23 protein-coding genes and 2 pseudogenes are annotated in these 24,550 nt (G+C 70.4%); 12 read left to right on the top strand and 13 right to left on the bottom strand.

The annotated features are described in order from the left end of the window. Positions 1 to 219: pseudogene (locus J7E93_RS16230) on the bottom strand (hypothetical protein); the annotation flags it as partial. 246 nt (positions 220 to 465) lie between these two features. On the opposite strand from J7E93_RS16230, the gene gabT reads away from it, so the two are divergent. Next, positions 466 to 1,800 (top strand): 4-aminobutyrate--2-oxoglutarate transaminase, encoded by a 1,335-nt coding sequence (gabT, locus tag J7E93_RS16225; protein ID WP_215069905.1) that lies wholly within the window; start codon positions 466 to 468, stop codon positions 1,798 to 1,800. 328 nt (positions 1,801 to 2,128) lie between these two features. Beyond that, on the top strand, positions 2,129 to 2,659 hold the full coding sequence (locus J7E93_RS16220; protein ID WP_374105391.1) for a phosphatase PAP2 family protein: 531 nt from the start codon (positions 2,129 to 2,131) through the stop codon (positions 2,657 to 2,659). Here the strand turns inward: J7E93_RS16220 and J7E93_RS16215 are convergent. From J7E93_RS16215 to J7E93_RS16180, 8 genes are all read right to left on the bottom strand, one after another. Then, positions 2,625 to 4,430, bottom strand: a complete 1,806-nt coding sequence (locus J7E93_RS16215; RefSeq protein WP_308368674.1) for a glycoside hydrolase family 18 protein — start codon at positions 4,428 to 4,430, stop codon at positions 2,625 to 2,627. The two genes, J7E93_RS16220 and J7E93_RS16215, sit on opposite strands and share 35 nt — an antisense overlap. A 165-nt stretch (positions 4,431 to 4,595) precedes the next feature. Continuing rightward, positions 4,596 to 5,057, bottom strand: a complete 462-nt coding sequence (locus J7E93_RS16210) for a hypothetical protein (RefSeq protein WP_215069899.1) — start codon at positions 5,055 to 5,057, stop codon at positions 4,596 to 4,598. A gap of 182 nt (positions 5,058 to 5,239) precedes the next feature. Then, positions 5,240 to 6,658, bottom strand: coding sequence for an FAD-binding oxidoreductase (locus tag J7E93_RS16205; RefSeq protein ID WP_215069898.1), 1,419 nt, complete (start codon positions 6,656 to 6,658; stop codon positions 5,240 to 5,242). A 21-nt stretch (positions 6,659 to 6,679) separates the two neighbouring features. After that, positions 6,680 to 7,474, bottom strand: a complete 795-nt coding sequence (locus J7E93_RS16200; RefSeq protein ID WP_215069896.1) for an ABC transporter permease — start codon at positions 7,472 to 7,474, stop codon at positions 6,680 to 6,682. Then, a complete protein-coding gene (locus J7E93_RS16195) occupies positions 7,474 to 8,391 on the bottom strand; it encodes an ABC transporter permease (protein WP_215069894.1) in 918 nt (305 codons plus the stop codon). The genes J7E93_RS16200 and J7E93_RS16195 overlap by 1 nt, the downstream gene beginning before the upstream one ends. Continuing rightward, the gene (locus tag J7E93_RS16190) at positions 8,388 to 9,557 is read right to left on the bottom strand and encodes an ABC transporter ATP-binding protein (protein ID WP_215069893.1); all 1,170 of its coding nucleotides are present in this window, start codon (positions 9,555 to 9,557) and stop codon (positions 8,388 to 8,390) included. Before J7E93_RS16190 ends, J7E93_RS16195 begins: the two co-directional genes overlap by 4 nt. Before the next feature lie 52 nt (positions 9,558 to 9,609). Continuing rightward, a complete protein-coding gene (locus J7E93_RS16185) occupies positions 9,610 to 10,857 on the bottom strand; it encodes a PotD/PotF family extracellular solute-binding protein (RefSeq protein WP_215069891.1) in 1,248 nt (415 codons plus the stop codon). A gap of 50 nt (positions 10,858 to 10,907) precedes the next feature. After that, a complete protein-coding gene (locus J7E93_RS16180; protein WP_215069889.1) occupies positions 10,908 to 12,422 on the bottom strand; it encodes a gamma-aminobutyraldehyde dehydrogenase in 1,515 nt (504 codons plus the stop codon). 175 nt (positions 12,423 to 12,597) lie between these two features. On the opposite strand from J7E93_RS16180, the gene J7E93_RS16175 reads away from it, so the two are divergent. Continuing rightward, complete coding sequence (locus J7E93_RS16175) at positions 12,598 to 13,155, top strand: NADAR family protein (RefSeq protein WP_215069888.1); 558 nt, start codon at positions 12,598 to 12,600, stop codon at positions 13,153 to 13,155. A 117-nt stretch (positions 13,156 to 13,272) separates the two neighbouring features. Here the strand turns inward: J7E93_RS16175 and J7E93_RS16170 are convergent, their stop codons facing one another. Further along, positions 13,273 to 13,926: a DUF4190 domain-containing protein gene (locus J7E93_RS16170; RefSeq protein ID WP_215069886.1), complete on the bottom strand. Its 654-nt coding sequence runs from the start codon at positions 13,924 to 13,926 to the stop codon at positions 13,273 to 13,275. On the opposite strand from J7E93_RS16170, the gene J7E93_RS16165 reads away from it, so the two are divergent. From J7E93_RS16165 to J7E93_RS16140, 6 genes and pseudogenes are all read left to right on the top strand, one after another. Further along, positions 13,879 to 15,027 (top strand): adenosine deaminase, encoded by a 1,149-nt coding sequence (locus J7E93_RS16165; RefSeq protein ID WP_374105392.1) that lies wholly within the window; start codon positions 13,879 to 13,881, stop codon positions 15,025 to 15,027. The genes J7E93_RS16170 and J7E93_RS16165 overlap by 48 nt on opposite strands. 27 nt (positions 15,028 to 15,054) lie before the next feature. Beyond that, positions 15,055 to 15,747 (top strand): glycerophosphodiester phosphodiesterase, encoded by a 693-nt coding sequence (locus J7E93_RS16160; RefSeq protein WP_215069882.1) that lies wholly within the window; start codon positions 15,055 to 15,057, stop codon positions 15,745 to 15,747. Further along, positions 15,744 to 16,529: an SAM-dependent methyltransferase gene (locus tag J7E93_RS16155; RefSeq protein ID WP_215069880.1), complete on the top strand. Its 786-nt coding sequence runs from the start codon at positions 15,744 to 15,746 to the stop codon at positions 16,527 to 16,529. Before J7E93_RS16160 ends, J7E93_RS16155 begins: the two co-directional genes overlap by 4 nt. Next, positions 16,529 to 17,689 carry a sensor histidine kinase gene (locus tag J7E93_RS16150; protein ID WP_215069878.1) on the top strand — a complete coding sequence of 387 codons (1,161 nt, stop codon included), beginning with the start codon at positions 16,529 to 16,531 and terminating at the stop codon, positions 17,687 to 17,689. The genes J7E93_RS16155 and J7E93_RS16150 overlap by 1 nt, the downstream gene beginning before the upstream one ends. Then, positions 17,686 to 18,489, top strand: a complete 804-nt coding sequence (locus J7E93_RS16145) for a response regulator transcription factor (RefSeq protein ID WP_215069876.1) — start codon at positions 17,686 to 17,688, stop codon at positions 18,487 to 18,489. The genes J7E93_RS16150 and J7E93_RS16145 overlap by 4 nt, the downstream gene beginning before the upstream one ends. 2 nt (positions 18,490 to 18,491) lie before the next feature. Continuing rightward, positions 18,492 to 19,025, top strand: a pseudogene (locus tag J7E93_RS16140) (serine hydrolase domain-containing protein); the annotation flags it as partial. Between the two features lie 21 nt (positions 19,026 to 19,046). Here the strand turns inward: J7E93_RS16140 and J7E93_RS16135 are convergent. The 3 genes from J7E93_RS16135 to J7E93_RS16125 all read right to left on the bottom strand — a co-directional run bounded on the left by J7E93_RS16135 (position 19,047) and on the right by J7E93_RS16125 (position 21,743). After that, a complete protein-coding gene (locus J7E93_RS16135) occupies positions 19,047 to 19,583 on the bottom strand; it encodes a hypothetical protein (protein WP_215069872.1) in 537 nt (178 codons plus the stop codon). Between the two features lie 30 nt (positions 19,584 to 19,613). Next, positions 19,614 to 20,123: an HXXEE domain-containing protein gene (locus tag J7E93_RS16130; RefSeq protein ID WP_308368673.1), complete on the bottom strand. Its 510-nt coding sequence runs from the start codon at positions 20,121 to 20,123 to the stop codon at positions 19,614 to 19,616. 183 nt (positions 20,124 to 20,306) lie between these two features. Next, the gene (locus J7E93_RS16125) at positions 20,307 to 21,743 is read right to left on the bottom strand and encodes a gamma-aminobutyraldehyde dehydrogenase (protein WP_215069868.1); all 1,437 of its coding nucleotides are present in this window, start codon (positions 21,741 to 21,743) and stop codon (positions 20,307 to 20,309) included. A gap of 177 nt (positions 21,744 to 21,920) precedes the next feature. On the opposite strand from J7E93_RS16125, the gene J7E93_RS37815 reads away from it, so the two are divergent. The 3 genes from J7E93_RS37815 to J7E93_RS16110 all read left to right on the top strand — a co-directional run. Continuing rightward, positions 21,921 to 22,427 carry an Lrp/AsnC family transcriptional regulator gene (locus J7E93_RS37815; protein WP_158990999.1) on the top strand — a complete coding sequence of 169 codons (507 nt, stop codon included), beginning with the start codon at positions 21,921 to 21,923 and terminating at the stop codon, positions 22,425 to 22,427. Continuing rightward, positions 22,412 to 23,791: an aspartate aminotransferase family protein gene (locus tag J7E93_RS16115; protein WP_215069866.1), complete on the top strand. Its 1,380-nt coding sequence runs from the start codon at positions 22,412 to 22,414 to the stop codon at positions 23,789 to 23,791. The genes J7E93_RS37815 and J7E93_RS16115 overlap by 16 nt, the downstream gene beginning before the upstream one ends. A gap of 225 nt (positions 23,792 to 24,016) precedes the next feature. After that, positions 24,017 to 24,550: ABC transporter ATP-binding protein (locus J7E93_RS16110; RefSeq protein WP_374105390.1), on the top strand; the 534-nt coding region annotated here is incomplete at its 3' end.

Here is a 24,550-nt window from a genome sequence, read left to right as displayed (position 1 = left end):
CTCGGGCCGTGCGCCCGCGGGCTGCGCCGCCTTGTGACCGGCGGACTCGTGACCCGCGGAATCGGGGGCCGCGGACGCGTGACCGGCGGAATCGGGGGCCGGGCCGGTCGCCGGGGCACCCGGGTGAGCCGTGAACGCCGCCGGGCGCGGCACCGCGTTCCCCGCCCCCCGGCCGGTCTCCCGCGCGTCGCTCGACTCGTACGTGCCTTCGGTCTCCATCAACCCCTGCCCCCTGACCAGCCAGGTCGCCGCATCCGTGCAACCGTCAATCTAGTGGGCGACGGCGGCCCCGGAGCCGTTTCGCCCACCCGTGGGAAGCTACGCCTTTCCGGCCATGCCATGTCCACCACGGACAACGACACACCCCCCACCTATCCCGATCGGCGCATGCCCGCGCCCCTCCCGCGCGCCTAGCCTGCGGAAGAAAGCCACACGTGCGTCCAGAACACCCCACAGGAGCCCCGCATGAACGCTGTCCCGCAGGAGCGGCGCGTCGTCACCGCCATCCCCGGTCCGAAGTCGCAGGAGCTTCAGGCCCGCCGCCTCGACGCCGTGGCCGGCGGCGTGGGCTCCGTGCTGCCCGTCTTCACGGCCAAGGCCGGCGGCGGCATCATCGAGGACGTCGACGGCAACCGCCTGATCGACTTCGGCTCCGGCATCGCCGTGACCTCGGTCGGCGCCTCCGCCGAGGCCGTGGTCCGCCGCGCCGCCGCGCAGCTCGCCGACTTCACGCACACCTGTTTCATGGTGACGCCCTACGAGGGTTACGTCGAGGTCTGCGAGGCGCTGTCCGAGCTGACCCCGGGCGACCACGCCAAGAAGTCCGCGCTGTTCAACTCGGGCGCCGAGGCGGTCGAGAACGCGGTCAAGATCGCCCGTTCGTACACCAAGCGCCAGGCCGTCGTCGTCTTCGACCACGGCTACCACGGCCGTACCAACCTCACGATGGCGCTGACGGCGAAGAACATGCCGTACAAGCAGGGCTTCGGCCCGTTCGCGCCCGAGGTCTACCGCGTGCCGGTCGCCTACGGCTACCGCTGGCCCACCGGCCCGGAGAACTGTGGCCCCGAGGCCGCCGCCCAGGCGATCGACAACATCACCAAGCAGATCGGCGCCGAGAACGTCGCCGCGATCATCATCGAGCCGGTCCTCGGCGAGGGCGGCTTCATCGAGCCGGCCAAGGGCTTCCTGCCGGCGATCGTGAAGTTCGCCAACGACAACGGCATCGTCTTCGTCGCCGACGAGATCCAGTCCGGCTTCTGCCGCACCGGCCAGTGGTTCGCCTGCGAGGACGAGGGCATCGTCCCCGACCTGATCACGACCGCCAAGGGCATCGCGGGCGGCCTGCCGCTCGCCGCCGTCACCGGCCGCGCCGAGATCATGGACTCCGTGCACGGCGGCGGCCTGGGCGGCACCTACGGCGGCAACCCGGTGGCCTGCGCCGGCGCGCTCGGCTCCATCGAGACGATGAAGGAGCTCGACCTCAACGCCAAGGCGAAGAACATCGAGTCGATCATGAAGGCCCGCCTGTCGGCGATGGCCGAGAAGTTCGACGCCATCGGTGACATCCGCGGCCGCGGCGCCATGATCGCCATCGAGCTGGTCAAGGACCGCGCGACCAAGGAGCCCAACCCGGAGGCGGCGGGCGCGCTGGCCAAGGCCTGCCACGCCGAGGGCCTGCTGGTGCTGACCTGTGGCACCTACGGCAACGTGCTGCGCTTCCTGCCGCCGCTGGTCATCGGCGAGGACCTGCTGAACGAGGGCCTCGACATCATCGAGAACGCGTTCGCCGCCATCTGAGGCGTACGACACACGGTGTGAAGAAGGTGTGGGGGGCCGATGGCGGGATGGAGATCCGGCTGTCGGCCCCCTTCTGTGTGGCGTACGGTTTCTGCAGATGAGAGAAACACCCCGCTCGCAGGGGACTGCGGGCGACACCAGGGCGGAGCCTCCCCAGCCCCGCCTCGGCCGTGCCTTCGCGCACACCGCTGGAGCCTCCGGCTCCGGAACTCCTCACCGATCGGATGGCCGCCCGCCCCACACCCCCCGGGGCGCGCGGCAGCCCGGTCAAGGCGGCCTCCCCGGAACCACCCCCCCTGTTCCGGGGAGGCCGGCTGTCTTCTCGGCGGTGATCGCCCTCGCCCTGGTCACCTGGCAGGTCCTGGCCGAGGGCCCACTGGCCCGCCTCGACGAGCGGGCCTCCCGCGCCCTGGTGGACACGGTCCCGCGCGGGCTCTCCGAACTCGGCGCCGACCTCGGCAACATGACCGTCGCGCTCCCCGTCCTCGCCTGCGCGATGGCGTACGCGGTGTGGCGCGGCCGACGCGTGGCGGCCCTGTACGCGGGCCTCGCGATGGCTCTCGTACCGCTGCTCGTCATCCCCCTGAAGGAATGGACCGCCCGGCCCGGCCCCCTGGAGCCCTGGGCCGCGGGCTACTTCCCGTCGGGCCACACGGCGACGGCGATGGTCGCCTACTTCGGCGCGGCCTTCCTGGTCTCCAACCGTCTGGTCCCCGTCGCCGCCGTGCTGACGGCGGTGACGGGGACCGGACTGATCCTGCGCGGCTACCACTGGCCGTTGGACGTGCTGGCCAGTCTCTGCCTCGGCCTGCTGATCCTGGCCCTCAGCTCCACCGGTACGCGTCGAAGTTCCGGCTGAACTCCCAGCCGTTGAACCGGTCCCAGTTGATCGACCAGGTCATCAGGCCGCGCAGCCCCGGCCAGGTGCCATGGGTCCGGTACGAGCCGCAGTCCGTCTTCTTGGTGAGGCAGTCGAGGGCCTTGTTCACCTCGGCCGGCGAGGTGTGGCCGTTGCCCGCGTTCGTGGAGGCCGGGAGGCCGATGGCGACCTGGTCGGGGCGGAGGGCCGGGAAGACCCGGGCCGTGTCGCCGGCGACCGGGAATCCGGTGAGGAGCATGTCGGTCATGGCGATGTGGAAGTCCGCGCCGCCCATGGAGTGGTACTGGTTGTCGAGGCCCATGATCGAGCCCGAGTTGTAGTCCTGGACGTGCAGCAGGGTGAGGTCATCGCGCAGGGCGTGGATGACCGGGAGATAGGCGCCGGCGCGCGGGTCCTGGCCGCCCCAGGGGCCGGAACCGTAGTACTGGTAGCCGAGCTGGACGAAGAAGGTCTCGGGGGCCATCGTCAGGACGAAGTCGGAGCCGTACCTGGCCTTCAGCGACTTGACCGCCTGGATCAGGTGGACGATCACCGGGCTCGTCGGGCTGCGGAAGTCGGTGTCGCCGGTCTGCAGGGAGAGCGAGTGGCCCTCGAAGTCGATGTCCAGGCCGTCGAGCCCGTACTCGTCGATGATCTTCGAGACGGAGGTGACGAAGGTGTCGCGGGCGGCCGTGGTGGCGAGCTGGACCTGTCCGTTCTGGCCGCCGATGGAGATCAGGACCTTCTTGCCGGCGGCCTGCTTGGCCTTGATGGCCGCCTTGAACTCGGCCGCGGACTCCACGTTCGGGCACTCGGTCGCCGGGCAGAGGGAGAAGCGGATGTCTCCGGAGGTCACCGAGGTCGGCTCGCCGAAGGCGAGGTTGATGATGTCCCAGGAGTCGGGGACGTCGGCCATCCGGGTGTAGCCGGAGCCGTTGGCGAAGCCGGCGTGGAGGTAGCCGACGAGCGCGTGGGCGGGGAGCCCACCGCCCGGGTCGCCGCCTCCGCCGGAGGTGGTCGTCGCCGTCACCGCCGCCGACTTCGGGGACTCGCCCGCGCTGTTGGCGGCCGAGACCTGGAAGCTGTACGCGGTGGAGGGCGTCAGCCCGGTCGCGGTGGCCGAGGTGCCCGAGACGGTCAGGATCCGTGAACCTCCCTGGTGGACGTGGTAGGAGGTGGCTCCCGGGACCGCCGACCAGCTCAGCGGGATGCTCGACGAGGTCGGGGAGCCCGCTGTCAGGCCCGCGGGGGCGGCCGGTACGCGGACCGGGTCGCCGCCGGGGCCGACCAGGGAGACGTCGTCGGCGTGGTAGGCGGAGGTGCCGTACCAGCCGTGGGTGTAGACGGTCACCGAGGTCGTCGACGCTCCCGTACGGAACGTCGTCGTCAGCTGCTGCCAGGCGGGGGCGGACTGCGTCCAGGTGGAGACGTCGGTGGTGCCGGTGCCGGATGCGCCGAGGTGGACGTAGTCGCCGCGGACCCAGCCGATCAGCGTGTACGCGGAGTTCGGCTTGACGGTCACGGTCTGGGAGCACCTGGCGTTGTCGCTGCCGGCCGGGGTCGCGAGGAGCGCCTTCGTCCCGCCGTGGACGGGCGAGGTGACGACGGCTCCGCTGCCCGCCGTACAACTCCAGCCGTCCAGACCGGACTCGAAGCCGCCGTTGCGTGCGAGGTCGGGGTCGGCGGCCTGGGCGGCGGGGGTGAGGGCGACGAGTCCGCCGGCTGCGAGGACTCCCGCCAGCAGAAGGGTGAGAGGTCTGGTGCGGGCCACAACTGCCTCCGGGGGTGGGGGAATCGGGGGGAGCGCGCGCCACAGCATGGTCCAGACCAATCAAGTGGTCAAGACCTCTGTCCCGACGGCACGATTCCGCTTCGGCCCCTCCTCGAAGAGGGTGTGATCAGGGAGGGGGCGGAGGGCGGCAGCAGGGCGCCGCGACTACGGAGCTCCCTCGTGGCGGCCGAGCCGGCCCGCGGCCTCGTGCATCGCCAGCTCCAGGAGCGAGGCGTCGTTGAGCGTTCCGCTGCCGTCCGGCGGCACCAGCCAGCGCATTCCGCCGTTCACGCGGCCGGGGTACGGGACGACGATCCAGGTCCCGCTGCCCGCGCTGCGCACGCCCGTCCCGAGCCAGCGTGCGGCCGTGCCCGGCGGCACGAAGAAGCCCGTACGGGCCTCGCCGAAGTCGGCCAGGACCGGCCCGGGCCGGTCCACCAGACGGCTCAGCACGTCGAGCGTGGGGCCGCCGAGCTCCCCGGGCAGGATCAGAACATCCCAACGCCTGCCGGCGGGCAGCAGGGCGACCCCCAAAGGGTTGCGCTCCCACTCCCAGCGGCAGGCGTCGGGATCCGGCGCCACCGATGCCAGCCATTCCACTGCGGTCCTGGCCCCCGAACCACTCATCGCCAACGGCCTCCATTCCGTGTGCGGACACGCGGACCGCGGTGTCCGCACACACAGAGAGCGGGGTGGGCGACGATCATTGCGCGGGTTCGGGCGGTTCGTTGGTGGTGAACCGGGTCACACCGTGATCGACTGGGGTGCGCCGGGGGCGTGGACCCGGCGCACAGCAGACGTGTGGTGGGTCAGCTGTCGAAGCCGAGGCCCAGGCGGTCCATCGCCTTCAGCCACAGATTGCGCCGGCCGCCGTTCTCGTCGGCCCGCGCCAGCGACCACTTGGTGATGCCGATGCCCGCCCAGGCGATCGGCTCGGGCGGGAACGGCAGCGGCTTGGAGCGGACCATCTCCAGCTCCGTGCGCTCCGTGCGCTCGCCCGCGAGGAGGTCGAGCATCACGTCCGCGCCGAAGCGGGTGGCACCGACACCGAGGCCGGTGAAGCCGGCCGCGTACGCGACCTTCCCCTGGTACGCCGTGCCGAAGAAGGCGGAGAAGCGCGAGCAGGTGTCGATGGCGCCGCCCCAGGCGTGGCTGAAGCGCAGGCCCTCCAGTTGCGGGAAGCAGCGGAAGAAGTGCTCGGCGAGGGTGAGATAGGTCTCCGGGCGGTGGTCCATCTCGGCGCTGACGCGGCCTCCGAAGCGGTAGATCGCGTCGTAGCCGCCCCAGAGGATCCGGTGGTCGGCGGTGATCCGGAAGTAGTGGAACTGGTTGGCGCTGTCGCCGAGCCCCTGGCGGTTCTTCCAGCCGATGGAGGCGAGCTGTGCGGGGCTGAGGGGCTCGGTGGTCAGGGCGTAGTCGTAGACCGGGACCGTGTAGTGCCGTACCCGCTTGACCAGCGAGGGGAAGACGTTGGTGCCGAGGGCCACGCGGCGGGCGACCACCCGGCCGTAGGGGGTGCGGACCCCCATCCCGGCGCCCACGGAGACCAGTTCCAGGCCGGGGGTGTTCTCGAAGATCCGTACGCCCAGGTCCAGACAGGCCCGCTTCAGACCCCAGGCGAGTTTGGCGGGGTGGAGCATGGCGACCCCGCGGCGGTCCCAGAGGCCGCCGAGGAAGGTGGGCGAGTCGACCTGCGCCCGGACCGCGTCCCGGTCGAGGAGTTCGAGGCCGTCCGCGAGGCCGAGCCGGCGGGCCTCCTCGTAGAGCGCGTGCAGGTCCTCGACCTGGTGCGGCTCGGTGGCGACGTCGATCTCGCCGGTGCGCTCGAAGTCGCAGTCGAGGGAGTAGCGGGCGACCGCCGCCTCGATGGCGTCGAGGTTGCGCTCGCCGAGCCGCTCCAGCGTCGTCAGCTCGTCCGGCCAGCGGGCGAGCCCGTTGCCGAACCCGTGGGTGAGGGAGGCGGCACAGAAGCCGCCGTTGCGGCCCGAGGCGGCCCAGCCCACCTCGCGCCCCTCGATCAGTACGACATCCCGGTCCGGCTCCCGCTCCTTGGCGAGGAGCGCGGTCCACAGTCCGCTGTAGCCGCCGCCGACCACGAGAAGGTCGCACTTCTCGGTGGAGGTGAGGGCGGGCAGGGCGTCGGGCTTGCCCGGGTCTTCCAGCCAGAAGGGGACGGGCCGGGCGTCGGAGAGAGATTGAGCAGCGGTACGCATGGCGACTGGGGCCATGGTTTCCAACTCCTTACGGAACTACGCGAGCTGTGCTTTCTTGCGACGGTTGGCGGCGATCTGACCGCCGAGGACCACCAGGATCGCGATGACGAACATCGCCGTCCCGATGACGTTGATCTGGACGGGCGTGCCGCGCTGGGCCGAACCCCAGACGAACATGGGGAACGTGACGGTGCTGCCCGAGTTGAAGTTGGTGATGATGAAGTCGTCGAAGGACAGGGCGAAGGCCAGCAGCGCTCCCGAGGCGATACCCGGGGCGGCGATGGGCAGCGTCACCCGTACGAAGGTCTGCACCGGGCCCGCGTACAGATCCCGGGCGGCCTCTTCGAGCCGCGGGTCCATCGACAGCACCCGCGCCTTGACCGCGGCGACGACGAAGCTGAGGCAGAACATGACGTGGGCGATCAGAATCGTCCAGAAGCCCAGCGGCACGCCCATGTTGAGGAAGAGGGCGAGCAGCGAGGCGGCCATCACGATCTCCGGCATCGCCATCGGCAGAAAGATGAGCGAGTTGACCGCGCCGCGCGCCCGGAAGCGGTAGCGGACCAGCGCGAAGGCGATCATCGTGCCCAGCACGGTCGCACCCAGGGTCGACCACAGGGCGATCTGCAGCGAGAGCGAGAGCGAGCCGCACAGGTCGGCGACGCCGCACGGGTCCTTCCACGCCTCCAGCGAGAACTCCTGCCAGGAGTAGTTGAAGCGCCCGGTGGGGTTGTTGAAGGAGAAGACCGTCACGATGATGTTCGGCAGGATCATGTAGGCCAGCGTCAGCAGGCCCGCGACGACGACCAGGTTCTTCCGTATCCAGCGCATCAGACCAGCTCCTCCGTTCCCGCACGACGGATGTACACGGTGACCATGATCAGCACGATCGCCATGAGGATGAAGGACAACGCGGCGGCGGTCGGATAATCGAGAATCCGCAGGTACTGGGATTGGATGACGTTGCCGATCATGCGCGTGTCCGTCGAGCCGAGCAGCTCCGCGTTGACGTAGTCACCGCTCGCCGGGATGAAGGTCAGCAGCGTGCCCGAGACCACGCCCGGCATCGACAGCGGGAACGTCACCTTCCGGAAGGTGGTGGCGGGGGACGCGTACAGGTCCCTCGCCGCCTCGTGCAGCCGGCCGTCGATCCGCTCCAGGGACGTGTAGAGCGGAAGGATCATGAACGGCAGGAAGTTGTACGTCAGACCGCAGATCACCGCCATCGGGGTGGCCAGCACCCGGTCGCCCTCGGTCCAGCCGATCCAGCTGGTCACGTCCAGGATGTGCAGGGTGTTGAGGACGTCGACGACCGGTCCGCCGTCGGCGAGGATCGTCTTCCACGCCAGCGTGCGGATGAGGAAGCTGGTGAAGAAGGGCGCGATGACCAGCACGAGCAGCAGGTTGCGCCACCGCCCGGCCTTGAACGCGATCAGGTACGCCAGCGGGTAGCCGAGCAGCAGACAGAGCAGCGTGGCGGTGCCGGCGTACAGCAGGGAGCGGACGAACTGCGGCCAGTACTCCTGGAAGGCGTCCCAGTAGGTCTGGAAGTGCCAGGTGACCTCGAAGCCCTTCTCCAGGGAGCCGGTCTGCACCGAGGTAGAGGCCTGGTAGACCATCGGCAGCGCGAAGAAGACGAGCAGCCAGATGATGCCGGGCAGGAGCAGCCAGTACGGGACGAGCCGCTTGCGGGCGGACGCCTTGCGGACCGGAAGGTCCGGCGTCGGCGGAGCTTCCGTGATCGTCACGAGGCGTCCTCCACCGTCTCCACGCCCGCGTCGCTCACTGTCCCGGCAAGCAGGGACTGCGTCGCGTCCAGACCGAAGGTGTGGGCCGGGTTCCAGTGCAGGACGACCTCGGCCCCCGGCGCGAGCCGGGAGTCGCGCTCGATGTTCTGCTCGTAGACCTGGAGCTCGGCGCCGGCCGGGCTGTTCACCACGTACTGGGTGGAGACGCCGATGAACGAGGAGTCGACGATCCGCCCGACGACCTGGTTGCGCCCCTCGGCGATCGAGCCCGCGTCGTCGGCGTGCGCGAGCGAGATCTTCTCGGGGCGGACACCGACGAGCACCTTGCCGCCGGTGCGTACGGTGGCCGAACAGCGGTCGGCCGGCAGCCGGAGCTTGCCGCCGCCGGCCGTCACGACCAGGTCCGTGGCGCCGGTCTCGGAGACCTCGGCCTCGATGAGGTTGGAGGTGCCGAGGAAGTTGGCGACGAAGGTGGTCCGCGGGTTCTCGTAGAGGTCGGCGGGCGCGCCGAGCTGTTCGACCCGGCCGCCGTTCATGACCGCGACCTGGTCGGCCATGGTCATGGCCTCCTCCTGGTCGTGGGTGACATGGACGAAGGTGATGCCGACCTCGGTCTGGATCCGCTTGAGCTCCAGCTGCATCTGGCGGCGCAGCTTGAGGTCGAGGGCGCCGAGCGGCTCGTCGAGGAGGAGCACCTGCGGGTGGTTGATGAGCGCGCGGGCGACGGCGACGCGCTGCTGCTGGCCGCCGGAGAGCTGGTGCGGCTTGTGCTTGGCCTTGTCGCCGAGCTGGACGAGGTCGAGCATGTCGCCGACCTGCTTCTTCACCGACTTGATGCCGCGCCGGCGCAGGCCGAAGGCGATGTTCTCGTAGATGTCCAGGTGCGGGAAGAGCGCGTAGGACTGGAAGACGGTGTTGACCGGCCGCTTGTACGGCGGGAGGTCGGTGACGTCCTTGTCGCCGAGGAAGACCGTGCCGGTGGTGGGCTCCTCCAGGCCGGCGATCATGCGGAGCGTGGTGGTCTTTCCGCAGCCGGAGGCGCCGAGGAGGGCGAAGAACGAGCCCTGCGGGACGGTCAGGTCGAGCGGGTGCACGGCGGTGAAGGAGCCGTACGTCTTGCTGATGCCGGTGAGACGGACGTCGCCGCCGGTGTTCGTGTCAGTCATGGGTTGCGATCCCAGGGGTTGTGAAGGGGCTGGACGCGGTCGTACGTCGGGCTCAGGCACCGATGAGCTTGGCGAACTTCTCTTCGTACGCCGTCTCTTCCTGGCTCGTCAGCGAGCGGAAGGCGTGCGACTTCGCGGCCATGGCCTTGTCGGGCAGGATCAGCGTGTTGCTCGCGAGCTCCGGGTCGATCTTGGCGAGCTCGTCCTTCACCCCGTCGACCGGGCACACGTAGTTGATGTACGCGGCGAGCTGGGCGGCGACCGGAAGCTCGTAGTAGTAGTCGATGAGCTTCTCGGCGTTCGTCTTGTGCCGGGCCTTGGCCGGGACGAGGAGGTTGTCGCTGGAGGTGATGTAACCGGCCGAGGGGATCGCGAACTTGATGTCCGGGTTGTCGGCCTGCAGCTGGATGACGTCGCCGGCCCAGGCGAGACAGGCCGCCAGGTCGCCCTTGTCCAGGTCGGAGGTGTAGTCGTTGCCGGTGAAGCGCCGGATCTGCTTCTTGTCGACGCCCTTCTGGAGCCGGCCGATGGCCGCGTCGTAGTCGGCGTCGGTGAACTTGCCCGGGTCCTTGCCCATGTCGATCAGGGTCATGCCGACCGAGTCGCGCATCTCGGTGAGGAAGCCGACCCGGCCCTTGAGGGAGGGGTCGTCGAGGAGCTGGGTGACCGAGTCGACCTTCTTGCCGCCGGTGGCCTTCGCGTTGTACGCGATGACGGTGGAGATACCGGTCCACGGGTACGAGTAGGAGCGGCCCGGGTCCCAGTCGGGACGGCGGAACTGGGTGGAGAGGTTCGCGTAGGCGTTGGGCAGGTTGGCCGGGTCGAGCTTCTGCGCCCAGCCGAGCCGGATGATGCGGGCGGCGAGCCAGTCGGTGACGCAGATCAGGTCCCGGCCGGTGTCCTGGCCGGCGGCGAGCTGGGGCTTGATCTTCCCGAAGAACTCGACGTTGTCGTTGATGTCCTCGGTGTACTTGACCTTGATCCCGGTCCGTTTGGTGAACGCCTCCAGGGTGGGGCGGGACTTCTCGTCCTCGCTGACGTCCATGTACTCGGTCCAGTTGGAGAAGCTCAGTTGCTTCTCCTTGGCCGAGAAGTCGGTGGACGCGGGGCCTTGGCCCTCCCGCTTGGCCGGCGGGATGCCACAGGCGCTCAGGCCGGCGAGGCCGCCGACCGTGAGCGCGCCGACGCCTCCGGCGCGCAGCATCGAACGGCGGGTGAGGGCGCCCCGGCCGCTCGTCAGGCTGCGCCGCATCGCCGCGAGCTGCGCGGCGGACAGGCTGTCGGGCTCGTACTGCTCCATGCGCTGTGCCCTTTCGGGAGGTTGGGCCGCGTGGTCGGGCGGCTGACTTTCTATCGGTCCCCGAAGATCGTGCGGTGCCAGTCCTTCGCGGCGACCGCCGTGTTGTCGTACATCACGTGCTTGATCTGCGTGTACTCCTCGAAGGAGTACGCCGACATGTCCTTTCCGAAGCCGGAGGCCTTGGAGCCGCCGTGCGGCATCTCGCTGATGATCGGAATGTGGTCGTTCACCCAGACGCACCCCGCCTTGATCTCACGGGTGGCGCGGTTCGCCCGGTAGACGTCGCGGCTCCAGGCGGAGGCCGCGAGGCCGTAGGGGGTGTCGTTGGCGAGCCGGATGCCCTCGTCGTCGCCGTCGAAGGGCAGGGCCACCAGGACCGGCCCGAAGATCTCCGACTGCACGACCTCGCTGTTCTGGGCGGCGCCGGTGATCAGGGTCGGACGATAGTAGGCACCGTTCTCGAGATCCCCTCCGGGGGCTTCGCCGCCGGTGACGACGGTGGCGTAACCCCGGGCGCGCTCGACGAAGGCGGCGACCCGGTCCCGCTGGGCGTGGCTGATCAGCGGTCCGAGGTCGGTGGAGGGGTCGAAGGGGTCGCCGAGGCGGACCGTCTCCATCAACTCGGCGACCCGCGCGACGAACGCGTCGAAGAGCGGGCGCTGGACGTACGCGCGGGTGGCCGCGGTGCAGTCCTGTCCGGTGTTGATGAGAGAGGCGGCGACGGCGCCGTGGGCGGCGGCCTCCAGGTCGGCGTCGTCGAAGACGACGAAGGGGGCCTTGCCGCCGAGTTCGAGGTGGAGCCGCTTGACGGTGGAGGTGGCGATCTCGGCGACCCGCTTGCCGACGGGGGTGGAGCCGGTGAAAGAGGTCATCGCCACGTCGGGGTGGCCGACGAGGTGTTCGCCCGCGGTGCGCCCGACGCCGGTGACGATGTTGACGACCCCGTCGGGGATGCCGGCCTCCCGCGCCGCCTGCGCGAACATGAGCGAGGTCAGCGGGGTGAGTTCGGCCGGCTTGAGGACGATGGTGTTACCGGCGGCGATGGCCGGCAGGATCTTCCAGGCGGCCATCTGGAGCGGGTAGTTCCAGGGGGCGATGGAGCCGACGACGCCGATGGGTTCACGGCGGACGTACGAGGTGTGGTCACCGCTGTACTCGCCGGCGGACTGGCCCTGGAGGTGACGGGCGGCCCCGGCGAAGAAGGCGGTGTTGTCGACCGTACCGGGAACGTCGAACTCGGTCGACAGCTTGATGGGCTTGCCGCACTGGAGGGACTCCACGCGGGCGAACTCCTCGACCTGCTCGGCGAGTACGCCGGCGAAGCGGTGCAGCGCGTCGGAGCGCTCACCGGGGGTGGCGGCCGCCCAGGCGGGGAAGGCGTCCTTGGCGGCGGCGACGGCTGCGTCGACGTCCGCGGTGGAGGCCAGTTCGTAGGTGTGGACGCGCTCGCCCGTGGCCGGGTCGACGACGCTGTGCTCCTCACCCGAGGTTCCGGGCCGCAGCCGCCCGCCGATGTACTGCGCGCCGTCCGCGAAGCGGTCGGTCACCTGGAAGCGGTTGCCCATGACGCTCTCCGTTGTTCCAGCTCGAATTGAGTGCCGATCCTGACAGAGCCATGCTGGTGCAACAAGGGATTCCGTTGTTGCCTTTTGGTTACGCGACGGAATCGGTCGACCATGTGTCGAGGGTGCCGGGAAATCCCCGTACGGACTGTCCGTGGTGGCTGCCAGACTCGCGTGCATGACGGAGATCGAGCGGATGGAACAGCTGACGCAGCAGGTCAGCAGGGGTGACAAGGTGAAGTGGCTGCACTTCTGGGGGCACCGTGCGCGAGCGGACGGGACGCTCTCGGCGAGCTGCCTGAGCCAGTGGTGGCCGTCGCCCTTCGAGGTGGAGGGAGTGCGCTACGCGATGGCGGAGCACTGGATGATGGCGTCGAAGGCGCGGCTCTTCGGCGACCCGGACGCCGAGCGCGCGGCGCTGTCGTCCCGCTCGCCCGCGGAGGCGAAGAAGGCCGGGCGGCTGGTGCGGGGGTTCGACGAGGCGGTGTGGGAGCGGGAGCGCTTCGGGATCGTGGTCGAGGGGAGTGTCCACAAGTTCGCCCCGGACGAGGCGCTGCGGGGTTACCTGCTGGGCACGGGCGGGCGCGTCCTGGTGGAGGCGAGCCCGCTGGACCGGGTGTGGGGCATCGGCCTCACCGCCGACGACCCCCGCGCGATGGACCCCTCCCGCTGGCGGGGCCTGAACCTTCTGGGCTTCGCCCTGATGGAGGCGCGCGAGCGGCTGCGCCAGGGGTGAACGGAGGGCGGCGTCCCCGGGTGAACGGCGAAGGGCCCCGCACCGAGTGCGGGGCCCTTCGCCGTGCTTCGCCGTGTCGTGGTTACCGGTTCGCTCAGGGGTTCTCGACCGCTGGGCTCAGCGGTTCTCGACCACCAGGCTCGTCGCGTACGGATCGTTCAGATCGTTGTCGAGGGATTCCCCCTGGACGATCGCCCAGATGATGAACGCCAGGAACGCCGCGCTGATCAGCGTGCCGATCGCGCCCAGGACGATGCCCGCCGTCGCCATCCCGCCGTTGTTCGCCTCGCCCCGCTGGACCTTCTTGCGGCCGATGATGCCGAAGATCAGTGCCAGGACGCCGAGGATGATCCCGAGGCCGTACATGCAGAAGCCGACCGTCGCGATGATGCCGAGCACCATCGACGTGATGCCCATGCCGTTGGCCGGGGACTGCTGCCAGCCCTGCTGGCCGTAACCGCCGCTGTACCCGGCCGGGTAGCCGGGGTAGCCGTACCCCGACGTCGTCGGAGCCACCGGCGCCGGCGCCGGGTAGCCGTACGCGCCGGGTGTCGCCGCCGGTCCCCCGGGGGCGACCGGGGGCGGCGGGAGCTCCCCGGTCCCGTCGCCCGCGGCGGGCATGGACGTCATCGTCGGCTGGTCGTGCACCGGCGGACGGTCGTGCGCCGGCGGCGTCGCCGGCTTGCTCAGTTCCACCCCGTCGCGGTTCGGCGGAGCCCACGGATCCGCCGGGTCGTACCCGCCCCGCGGCTGGTCGCTGTTGTCAGACATGGGCCTCCCCCATCGTGGTCCCGCCATGCTACGACCTCCCTCCGACGAGGCATCGGCCCGGCCTACGATGATCCGATGACCGATCTCCATCCCTTCATCGCCGGGCTTCCCAAAGCCGAGCTGCACGTCCACCACGTCGGCTCCGCCTCGCCCCGTATCGTCTCCGAGCTGGCCGCCCGCCACCCTGACTCCAAGGTCCCCACGGACCCGGAGGCGCTCGTCGACTACTTCACGTTCACCGACTTCGCGCACTTCGTGGAGGTCTACCTCTCGGTCGTGGACCTCGTCCGCACCCCGGAGGACGTCCGGCTGCTCACCTTCGAGATCGCCCGCGACATGGCCCGGCAGAACATCCGGTACGCCGAGCTCACGATCACCCCGTACAGCTCGACCCGCCGCGGGATCGACGAGCGCGCCTTCATGGCGGCGATCGAGGACGCCCGCAAGGCCGCCGAGGCCGAGCTGGGCGTCGTACTGCGCTGGTGCTTCGACATTCCCGGTGAGGCCGGTCTGGTCTCCGCCGAGGAGACCGCCCGGCTCGCCGTGGACCTGCGCCCCGAGGGTCTGGTCTCCTTCGGTCTCGGCGGCCCGGAGATCGGGGTGCCCCGCCCGCAGTTCAAGCCGTACTTCGACCGCGCCATCGCGGCCGGCCTGCACTCCGTGCCGCACGCGGGCGAGACGACGGGCCCGCAGACGATCTGGGACGCCCTGAACGACCTGCGCGCCGAGCGCATCGGTCACGGCACGAGCGCCGTGCGGGACCCCGCGCTCCTCGCCCACCTCGCCGAGCACCGGATCGCCCTCGAGGTCTGCCCGACCTCCAACATCGCGACCCGGGCGGTGGCCCACCTGGACGAGCACCCGATCAAGGAGATGGTGGCCGCCGGCGTCCTCGTCACGATCAACAGCGACGACCCGCCGATGTTCGGCACGGACCTGAACACCGAGTACGCGGTCGCCGCCCGCCTCCTGGAGCTCGACGAGCGCGGTCTGGCCTCCCTGGCCAAGAACGCCGTGGAGGCCTCCTTCCTCGACCCGGCCGGCAAGGCCAGGATCGCCGCCGAGATCGACACGTACACCGACCGGTGGCTCGCGCGCTGACCGGTGCCCGGACCCGACAATGAGCCCATGGATCACGTGACTGTCGTAGCCCACCGCGGCGACCCGTACCGCGTCCGCGAGAACACGGTCCCCTCGATCGTCTCGGCGATCGAAGGGGGCGCGGACGCCGTCGAGGTCGACGTCCGGCTCACTCGCGACGGGGTCCCCGTCCTGCTCCACGACGACACGCTGAAACGGCTGTGGGGTCACGACCGGCCGCTCTCCGCGCTCTCCCTGGAGCAGCTGCGCGAGCTGACCCGCGACGGGGTGCCCACGCTGCGCGAGGCACTGATCGCCGCCGGACCGCACCGGCTGATGCTCGACCTGCCCGGCGGCGACGAGGCGTCCGTCCGCACGATCGTCGGCACGGTCCGCGAATGCGGGGCGGCCGAGCGGGTCCTCTACTGCGCGGGCTCGGTCGCCATGCTCCAGGTCCGGGCCGCCGACCCGGCCGCCGAGATCGCCCTGACCTGGACGACCCTGGCCCCGCCGCGCGCCGTGCTCCTGGACGCGATCGGGCCGCGCTGGCTCAACTACCGCTTCGGTCTGGTCAGCCGTGAGCTGGTGGAACGGGTGCACCGGGACGGGTACCTCGTCTCCGCCTGGACCGCGGACACCCGTCGCACCATGCGTAAGCTCCTGTCCCACGGGGTGGACTCGATCACCACCAACCGTGTGGACGCACTCGCCGCCGAACTGCGAAGGGGTACTCCGAGGTGACCGGGACCGAGAGAATCCGTACCGACATCGCGCACAACGCCCGGGTGTGGAACTACTGGCTGGGCGGCAAGGACAACTATCCGGTGGACCGCGCGGTCGGCGACCGGGTCACCGGCTTCTATCCGAGCATCGGTGAGGTGGCCCGCGCGGACCGGGCGTTCCTGGGGCGGGCGGTGACGCATCTGGCCGCCGACGCCGGTGTGCGCCAGTTCCTGGACATCGGCACGGGCCTGCCCACCGCCGACAACACCCACGAGGTCGCCCAGCGGATCGCGCCGGACGCCCGGATCGTCTATGTCGACAACGACCCGATCGTGCTCACGCACGCCCGCGCGCTGCTGACCAGCGCCCCGGAGGGCGTCACCGAGTACGTCGACGCGGACGCCCGGGATCCGCTGCGGATCCTGGAGTCGGCGGCGAGGACGCTGGACCTGACGCGGCCGGTCGCGGTGATGATGCTGGGCATCCTCAACTTCGTCCTGGACACCGACGAGGCGCGCTCCATCGTGCGCACGCTGATGGACGCGGTGCCGTCCGGCAGCCATCTCGTCCTCACCCACCCCACGGTCGAACCGGAGCTGGGCGGTGAGGGGAACGTGGCGGCGATGGAGTTCTGGAACGCGAACGCGACTCCGCCGATCACCGCCCGCAGCCGCGCCGAGTTCACCTCCTTCCTCGACGGGCTCGACATCCTGGAGCCCGGGATCGTGTCGTGCGCGAGCTGGCGGTTCGCCCCGGCGTCCGAGGTGGCGCAGTTCGGCGCCGTGGGGCGCAAGCCGTAATGGGCATACCGGGGGAGGTACGGGGCTGGTGGGAGCGGGCCAGGTCGCTGGGCGGCGCCAATCCCTGGGCGGTCGACATCGGCATCGCGCTGCTCGTCCAGGCGGCGATGACCATGCCGTTCGTCGTGCCGCGCGCGCCGGAGCTGGAACCGGCGACCTGGCCGGCGTACGGGCTCACCACGCTCACCGTCGTCCCGCTGGTCTGGCGGCGGCGAGCCCCGATGGCCGTCCTCCTCGCGATCCTGGCGACGAGCGGGCTGTACCGGATCGCCCTGGAGGGGCCGGGGCAGCCCCTGCCGTACACCGGCCTGGTCATCGTCTACACGATCGCCGCGCTCTCGCCGCCCCGCGACCGGCTCGTCACGGTCGTGCTGCTCGTGCTCGCGGTGCCGGCCTCCGTCTGGCTCAACACCCGGTCGGCGCGTGAACTGGTCTTCTCCCTCTTCGTGTTCGCGGCGGCGTACGTCTTCGGCCGGCTCACCGACACCCGTCAGCGGGCCAACCGCGTCGAGGCCGAGCAGGCCGCCGCGCGCGAACGGGCCCGGATCGCACGGGAGATGCACGACATCCTGTCCCATGCGGTGAGCCTGATGATCGTGCAGGCGGAGGCGGGCCCGGTGGCGGTGCGTACGGCGCCGGAGCGGGCGGAGGCCGCGTTCGACGCGATCTCCGAGACGGGCCGGGACGCCATGGCGCAGCTGCGCCGGATGCTGGGGGTGCTGCGCGAGGGCGATGGCACGGGCGACGCCCCGCGGGAGCCGCAGCCGGATCTGGCCGGCCTTCCCGTGCTGGTGGAGCGGGTACGGGCCGGCGGGATCGATGTCACGTACGGCACGGCGGGCGGGGTGCGGGCCCTGCCCGGCGCCACCGGGGCCACGGTGTACCGGATCGTCCAGGAGGCGCTGACGAACGTGGTCAAGCACGCGGACGCCCGGACCGCGTCCGTCCGGCTCACCTGCGAGGACGGGATGCTGGAGATCGTGGTGACGGACGACGGGCGGGGTCCGCGGCCGGGCCCCGGCGGGCACGGCCTCGTCGGTCTGCGCGAACGCGCGGCCGCGCACGGCGGCACGGCGGTCACCGGCCCGGGGCCGGGCGGCCGCGGTTTCGAGGTGCGGGCCCGGATCCCCGTACCCGCTCCGGCGGAGGTGGCGCGGTGACGATCCGTGTGGTGGTGGCCGACGACCAGGAGCTGGTCCGCAGCGGCTTCGCGATGATTCTCGACGTTCAGCCGGACATCGAGGTGGTGGCGGAGGCGGGCGACGGGGCCGAGGCCATCGAGGCGGTGCGCCGCCACGCGCCCGACGTGGCGCTCCTCGACATCAGGATGCCGCGCACGGACGGCATCGAGGCCTGCCGGACGATCAGCGCGGAGTCGGGGTGCCGGACGGTGATGCTGACGACGTTCGACTCCGACGAGTACGTGTACGAGGCGCTGCACGCGGGCGCGAGCGGATTCCTGCTGAAGGACGTACGCAGGGACGACCTGGTCCACGCGGTACGGGTGGTGGCGCGGGGCGACTCGCTGCTCGCCCCGTCCGTGGCCCGGCGCCTGGTGGAGCAGTACACCTCGGGGCGCCCGCCGGCGCCCCGCCCCGATCCCCGGCTGGAGGTCCTGACGGTCCGCGAGCGGGAGACGCTGCTGCTGCTCGCCCGCGGCCTGTCGAACGCGGAGATCGCCGCGGAGCTGGTGGTCAGCGACCACACGGTGAAGACCCATGTCGGCAACGTCCTTTCCAAGCTGGGGCTGCGGGACCGGATCCAGGCGGTGATCTGCGCGTACGAGACGGGGCTGGTCGAGGCGGGCGCTCCCCCGGCCGGGGAGCAGCGGGGCGCTCCCCCTCCCCCGCGCCGGGGAGGAAGTGACCGGCCGAAGACCCCCTGCGCGGGCGATCCGCGTGAACCCGCTGGTCAGCAGGATGGAGCCGTCGAGAACGACGCCTGGCACCACGGGAGTTGACCATGAAGAGCACCCTGCGCACGCTGATCGCCACCGCGCTCGTCCTGGGCGTCGCGGCGGGCACGGCGACCCTGCCGGCCGCCGCCGGGACGCCGGCCGCGACCGTCCCCGCCGCCTCCGCACAGGCGCCGCATCCCGCCCTGGAGGCGGCGATCGCCGGCCTGCCGACCGACCGGGCGACGGCCGCTCTGGTACGCGTCGGAGGCACCGAGGGCGTCTGGCGGGGCGCCGCCGGCGTGCACGACCTGAAGTCGAACCGGCCGGTGGATCCGGCAGCCCGGTTCCGGGCCGGGTCGGTGACCAAGGTCTTCACGGCGGCGGTCGCCCTCCAGTTGGCCTCCGAGGGCCGGCTGGACCTGGACCGCTCGGCCCGCTCGTACCTGCCGGATCTGATCCCCGGCCGGTACGGAAGGGTCACCGTCCGCCAGCTCCTCAACCACACCCACGGCATCCCGGCCGCCGACTTCGCGGGGGACACGGTCGAGGAGTGGTACGCGAACCGCTTCGAGATCCACGACCCGCGGGAGATGGTCCGATGAACGAGGTGGCCCTGAACGTCATGCTGGCGACATACGGGCCGCCGTCGCCGTGAGCGCCTCCAGGCGCTTGATCTTCCGGTGGACGACGAGCAGCGGGATCACCCCGAAGACGCCGAACGACATGTCGATGACCGTCCACCAGAACGGGATGCCCCGGATCGGGCCGCAGATCAGGGCGAGCGGGACGATGCCGGCGCAGGCGATCATGCCGAACTCGACGACCCAGATGTTGCGGACCGGGTCGCGGTAGGGCCCGTAGAAGGCGACGGCGATGACGAGGTGGGCGAAGGCCAGCCAGTCGGTGCCGTAGAGGACGAAGGGGTGGTCGGCGTCGGCGGCGTCGAGCCCGTCCCTGACCCGCTGGATCCACTCCAGGAGGCCGGGGAGGGCGTCGGCGACGGGGGACGCCCAGGACGTCAAGGCGGCTTCGGTGAGACGGAGTTCGGTGACGAGGGGGAAGGCGGTGAGGCCGCTGAGCACCAGGCAGACGATGAAGACGACCAGCCAGACACGGATGCGCTTGAGGAGGGCTCTCGGCCCGTTCGCGTCGCTCATGGCCCCACCGTACGCCCCTCATGAACACGTTCAAAAAGTGGGGGTCCCGGTGACCTTCCGGGCGACCGCGTGCGCGGCCAGGGTGACGCCCGCGGCCACCGCGAGTCCCGCGACCGCGTCCTTGGCGCGCGTCGGGCGCAGCACGCCCGCCCGCCGCAGCCGGCCTCGCGCCCAGAGCGTGAAGGGGACGACGACCAGCGGGGAGGTGGCCGAGCCGGGGGTGTAGCCGCGGACCGCGGCGGCCTGGGCCAGGTGGACGAGGCCGTGGAGACCGAAGCCGTTCAACGCGGCCTGGAAGAAGGCGGACCGGCCGCCGGAGCGGTGTCCCGCGACGGCCGCGGCGGCGACCACGGCCCCCACCGCCCCGACGGCGACGGCGAACTCCCGCTCGTCGACGCCCTCCATCACCCGCCACACCCTCTCGGACACCTCGGGGAAGCGCTCCCGCAGCTCCGGCAGATGCTCCCGCACCCAGCGGGGGCCGAAGACGACCTCCTCGGCGTCGTGCAGCGCCCACGCGGCCAACAGTCCGTACGTCACCAGTGAGTTCACCCTCGGGGAACTCGCGGACCGGCGATCGAGTTCCACCTCTTCGCGCCTTCGGCCACGACCGGTGTCCTGCCGGTTCGTCAGCGGACCGCGGCGCGGCGCGGCATGCACGACACGGCACGGCCCCGGCACCTCGTCATCGAGAGGTGCCGGGGCCGTCGGGCCGCTGAGCGACTAGCCCAGGGACGTCATCACGTGCTTGATGCGCGTGTAGTCCTCGAAGCCGTACGCCGAGAGGTCCTTGCCGTAGCCGGACTTCTTGTAGCCGCCGTGCGGCATCTCCGCCACCAGCGGGATATGGGTGTTGATCCACACGCAGCCGAAGTCCAGCGCGCGCGACATCCGCATCGCCCGCGCGTGGTCCTTCGTCCAGACCGAGGACGCGAGCGCGAACTCGACGCCGTTGGCGTACTCCAGCGCCTGCTCCTCGTCACGGAACGACTGCACCGTGATGACCGGGCCGAAGACCTCGTTCTGCACGATCTCGTCGTCCTGCTTGAGGCCGGAGACGACGGTCGGGGCGTAGAAGTAGCCCTTCTCGCCGACCTGGTGGCCACCCGCCTCGACCTTGGCGTGGGCCGGGAGGCGGTCGATGAAGCCGGCGACCTGCTTCAGCTGGTTGGCGTTGTTCAGCGGGCCGTAGAGCACGTCCTCGTCGTCCGGCTGACCCGTCTTGGTGTCGGCGGCGGCCTTGGCGAGCTGCGCCACGAACTCGTCGTGGATCGACTCGTGGACGAGGACACGGGTCGCGGCCGTGCAGTCCTGGCCCGCGTTGAAGAAGCCCGCCACCGAGATGTCCTCGACTGCCTTGGCGATGTCGGTGTCCTCGAAGACCACGACCGGGGCCTTGCCGCCCAGCTCCAGGTGGACGCGCTTGACGTCCTTGGCCGCCGACTCGGCGACCTGCATGCCGGCGCGTACCGAACCGGTGATGGAGGCCATCGCCGGCGTCGGGTGCTCGACCATCGCCTTGCCGGTCTCGCGGTCGCCGCAGATGACGTTGAAGACACCCTTGGGCACGATCTGCCCGATGATCTCGGCGATCAGGACGGTCGACGCGGGGGTCGTGTCCGACGGCTTGAGGACGACCGTGTTGCCCGCGGCGAGGGCCGGGGCGAACTTCCACACGGCCATCATCATCGGGTAGTTCCACGGCGCGACCTGGGCACAGACGCCCACCGGCTCGCGGCGGATGATCGAGGTCATGCCCTCCATGTACTCGCCGGCCGAGCGGCCCTCGAGCATGCGGGCGGCGCCCGCGAAGAAGCGGATCTGGTCCACCATGGGCGGGATTTCCTCGCTCGCGGTGAGGGCGACCGGCTTGCCGGTGTTCTCGACCTCGGCGGCGATCAGGTCCTCGGCGCGCTCCTCGAAGGCGTCCGCGATCTTCAGGAGGACCTTCTGGCGCTCGGCCGGCGTGGTGTCGCGCCAGGCCGGGAAGGCGGCCGCGGCGGCCTCCATGGCGGCGTCGACGTCCGCCTGGCCGGAGAGCGGAGACGTGGCGAAGACCTCGCCCGTGGCCGGGTTGACCACCTCGATGGTCCGCCCGTCGGCGGCGTCCCGGAACTCCCCGTTGATGTAGTTACGCAGCCGGCGCAGCTCGGTGGTCACTTGCCACCCCTCCTGTCGTTCAGAGTTCGTTCGTCCCGATGGATGAGACACCCCCACAGTAGTCGCTCGGCGGACGCTTTCGACAGGCCCGGCAGCCCCCAACTTCGGATTCAGTGTGATCACGAAGCGAAAACAACGAATTTCATCGCTCTGGGCTTGCAAGACAGACGAGTCTCGGTGCACAGTGAGGTCGTGGCCAGTCAAAGCACGAACTCCAGGACCGGAACCGGTTCGTCCCCGACGATCGATGCCGTCTCGCTGGCGATCATCGAGCAGCTCCAGCAGGACGGTCGCCGTCCGTACGCCTCCATCGGCAAGGCCGTGGGCCTCTCCGAGGCGGCCGTACGCCAGCGCGTCCAGAAGCTGCTCGACCAGGGCGTCATGCAGATCGTCGCCGTCACCGACCCGCTCACCGTGGGATTCCGGCGGCAGGCGATGGTCGGCATCAACGTCGAGGGTGACCTCGATCCGGTCGCCGACGCGCTGACTGCCATGGCCGAGTGCGAGTACGTGGTGATGACCGCGGGCTCGTTCGACCTGATGGTGGAGATCGTCTGCGAGGACGACGACCACCTGCTGGATGTGATCAACAAGCGCATCCGCACCCTCCCCGGCGTGCGCTCCACCGAGAGCTTCGTCTACCTCAAGCTCAAGAAGCAGACCTATATGTGGGGAACTCGATAATCGTGACCCAGGACCTGTCCAAGACCGCGTACGACCACCTGTGGATGCACTTCACCCGCATGTCGTCGTACGAGAACTCGCCCGTTCCCACCATCGTGCGTGGTGAGGGCACCTACATCTTCGACGACAAGGGCAAGCGCTACCTCGACGGTCTCGCGGGTCTCTTCGTGGTCAACGCCGGACACGGCCGCGAGGAGCTGGCCGAAGTCGCGTACAAGCAGGCCAAGGAACTCGCGTTCTTCCCCGTGTGGTCGTACGCGCACCCCAAGGCCGTCGAGCTCGCCGAGCGTCTCGCGGACTACGCCCCGGGCGACCTGAACAAGGTCTTCTTCACCACCGGTGGCGGCGAGGCCGTCGAGACCGCGTGGAAGCTCGCCAAGCAGTACTTCAAGCTGCAGGGCAAGCACACCAAGTACAAGGTCATCTCGCGTGCGGTCGCGTACCACGGCACCCCGCAGGGCGCCCTCTCCATCACCGGCCTGCCGGCCCTGAAGGCCCCCTTCGAGCCGCTGGTCCCCGGCGCGCACAAGGTGCCGAACACCAACATCTACCGCGCGCCGATCCACGGCGACGACCCCGAGGCCTTCGGCCGCTGGGCCGCCGACCAGATCGAGCAGGAGATCCTCTTCGAGGGCGCCGACACCGTCGCCGCCGTCTTCCTGGAGCCGGTGCAGAACGCCGGCGGCTGCTTCCCGCCGCCGCCCGGGTACTTCCAGCGGGTCCGCGAGATCTGCGACCAGTACGACGTGCTGCTCGTCTCGGACGAGACGATCTGCGCCTTCGGCCGCCTCGGCACGATGTTCGCCTGTGACAAGTTCGGCTACGTGCCCGACATGATCACCTGCGCCAAGGGCATGACCTCGGGCTACTCCCCGATCGGTGCCTGCATCGTCTCGGACCGCATCGCGGAGCCGTTCTACAAGGGTGACAACACCTTCCTGCACGGCTACACCTTCGGTGGCCACCCGGTGTCGTCGGCGGTCGCGATCGCCAACCTCGACATCTTCGACAAGGAAGGCCTGAACCAGCACGTGCTGGACCAGGAGGGCAACTTCTTCAACACCCTGAAGAAGCTGCACGACCTCCCGATCGTCGGCGACGTCCGCGGCAACGGCTTCTTCTACGGCATCGAGCTCGTCAAGGACAAGGTCACCAAGGAGTCCTTCACGGACGAGGAGACCGAGCGCGTGCTCTACGGCTTCCTCTCCAAGGCGCTCTTCGACAACGGTCTGTACTGCCGGGCCGACGACCGTGGCGACCCGGTCATCCAGCTGGCCCCGCCGCTGATCGCCGATCAGGGCACCTTCGACGAGATCGAGGGCATCCTGCGCTCGGTGCTCACCGAGGCGTGGACCAAGCTCTGATCGCGTCCGCGTAGGACCGGCACGACCTCACGCCGCCCTCACGGCGTGACCCCGGCCCGGGCATGCCTCCATCCGAGTGGATGGAGGCGGCCCGGGCCGCGTGCTGTCCCTACAAGCGGATCTGAATCCTTACGGTGCCCAGTGACCGAAAGGCCCGTCTCTTCGTTCCCCCGTACGGGGGTACACGGGGGACCACACAGCAGATCCGACTTCGAGGTGTACGCGATGGCCCCACCGGACAACGACGTGCTCTGGGCGCGTTCCCTGCACTACTCCCTGGGAGGTTCGACCGTACTCAGCGGCGTCTCCCTCGGCGTCCGCGAGGCGGAGATCCTCGCCCTGGTCGGTCCGCGCGGCAGCGGCAAGACCGCCCTCATGCACTGCCTGTCGGGCCAGGCGGTCGCCGAGCAGGGCGAGGTCTGGTTCAACAGCGGCCCCGTCCACACCATGAGCCAGGCCCAGCGCGAACGGCTGCGCCGTGACCGGTTCGGCTGGATCGACCCCGAGCCGGGGCTCGTCCCCGAGCTCACCGCCTGGGAGAACGCGGCCCTGCCGCTGCTCCTGCGCGGCGTCTCGCACCGCGCCGCGAAGACCTCCGCCACGGAGTGGCTGGACCGGCTCGACATCGGCGGGTGCGCGCGCAAGCGCCCGCACGCCCTGACCCAGTCGCAGCGGCAGCGGATCGCCATCGCCCGGGCCCTGGTCACCACCCCGACGGTGCTCTTCGCGGACGAGCCGACCGCCTCGCTGCACCCCCCC

The organism is Streptomyces sp. ISL-36 (assembly GCF_018614205.1).
GTDB lineage: Bacteria > Actinomycetota > Actinomycetes > Streptomycetales > Streptomycetaceae > Streptomyces.
Note: the sequence above shows the minus strand (reverse complement) of the source record. Positions and strands in the feature narration are given on the sequence as shown.

Excerpts from the sequence above, each read along its gene's own strand:
- J7E93_RS16210 (WP_215069899.1), bottom strand. The coding sequence starts at position 5,057 with ATGAGTGGTTCGGGGGCCAGGACCGCAGTGGAATGGCTGGCATCGGTG.
- J7E93_RS16175 (WP_215069888.1), top strand. The coding sequence starts at position 12,598 with ATGACGGAGATCGAGCGGATGGAACAGCTGACGCAGCAGGTCAGCAGG.
- J7E93_RS16135 (WP_215069872.1), bottom strand. The coding sequence starts at position 19,583 with ATGAGCGACGCGAACGGGCCGAGAGCCCTCCTCAAGCGCATCCGTGTC.
- J7E93_RS16170 (WP_215069886.1), bottom strand. The coding sequence starts at position 13,926 with ATGTCTGACAACAGCGACCAGCCGCGGGGCGGGTACGACCCGGCGGAT.
- J7E93_RS16160 (WP_215069882.1), top strand. The coding sequence starts at position 15,055 with ATGGATCACGTGACTGTCGTAGCCCACCGCGGCGACCCGTACCGCGTC.
- gabT (WP_215069905.1), top strand. The coding sequence starts at position 466 with ATGAACGCTGTCCCGCAGGAGCGGCGCGTCGTCACCGCCATCCCCGGT.
- J7E93_RS16150 (WP_215069878.1), top strand. The coding sequence starts at position 16,529 with ATGGGCATACCGGGGGAGGTACGGGGCTGGTGGGAGCGGGCCAGGTCG.
- J7E93_RS16205 (WP_215069898.1), bottom strand. The coding sequence starts at position 6,658 with ATGGCCCCAGTCGCCATGCGTACCGCTGCTCAATCTCTCTCCGACGCC.
- J7E93_RS16185 (WP_215069891.1), bottom strand. The coding sequence starts at position 10,857 with ATGGAGCAGTACGAGCCCGACAGCCTGTCCGCCGCGCAGCTCGCGGCG.
- J7E93_RS16180 (WP_215069889.1), bottom strand. The coding sequence starts at position 12,422 with ATGGGCAACCGCTTCCAGGTGACCGACCGCTTCGCGGACGGCGCGCAG.
- J7E93_RS16200 (WP_215069896.1), bottom strand. The coding sequence starts at position 7,474 with ATGCGCTGGATACGGAAGAACCTGGTCGTCGTCGCGGGCCTGCTGACG.
- J7E93_RS16190 (WP_215069893.1), bottom strand. The coding sequence starts at position 9,557 with ATGACTGACACGAACACCGGCGGCGACGTCCGTCTCACCGGCATCAGC.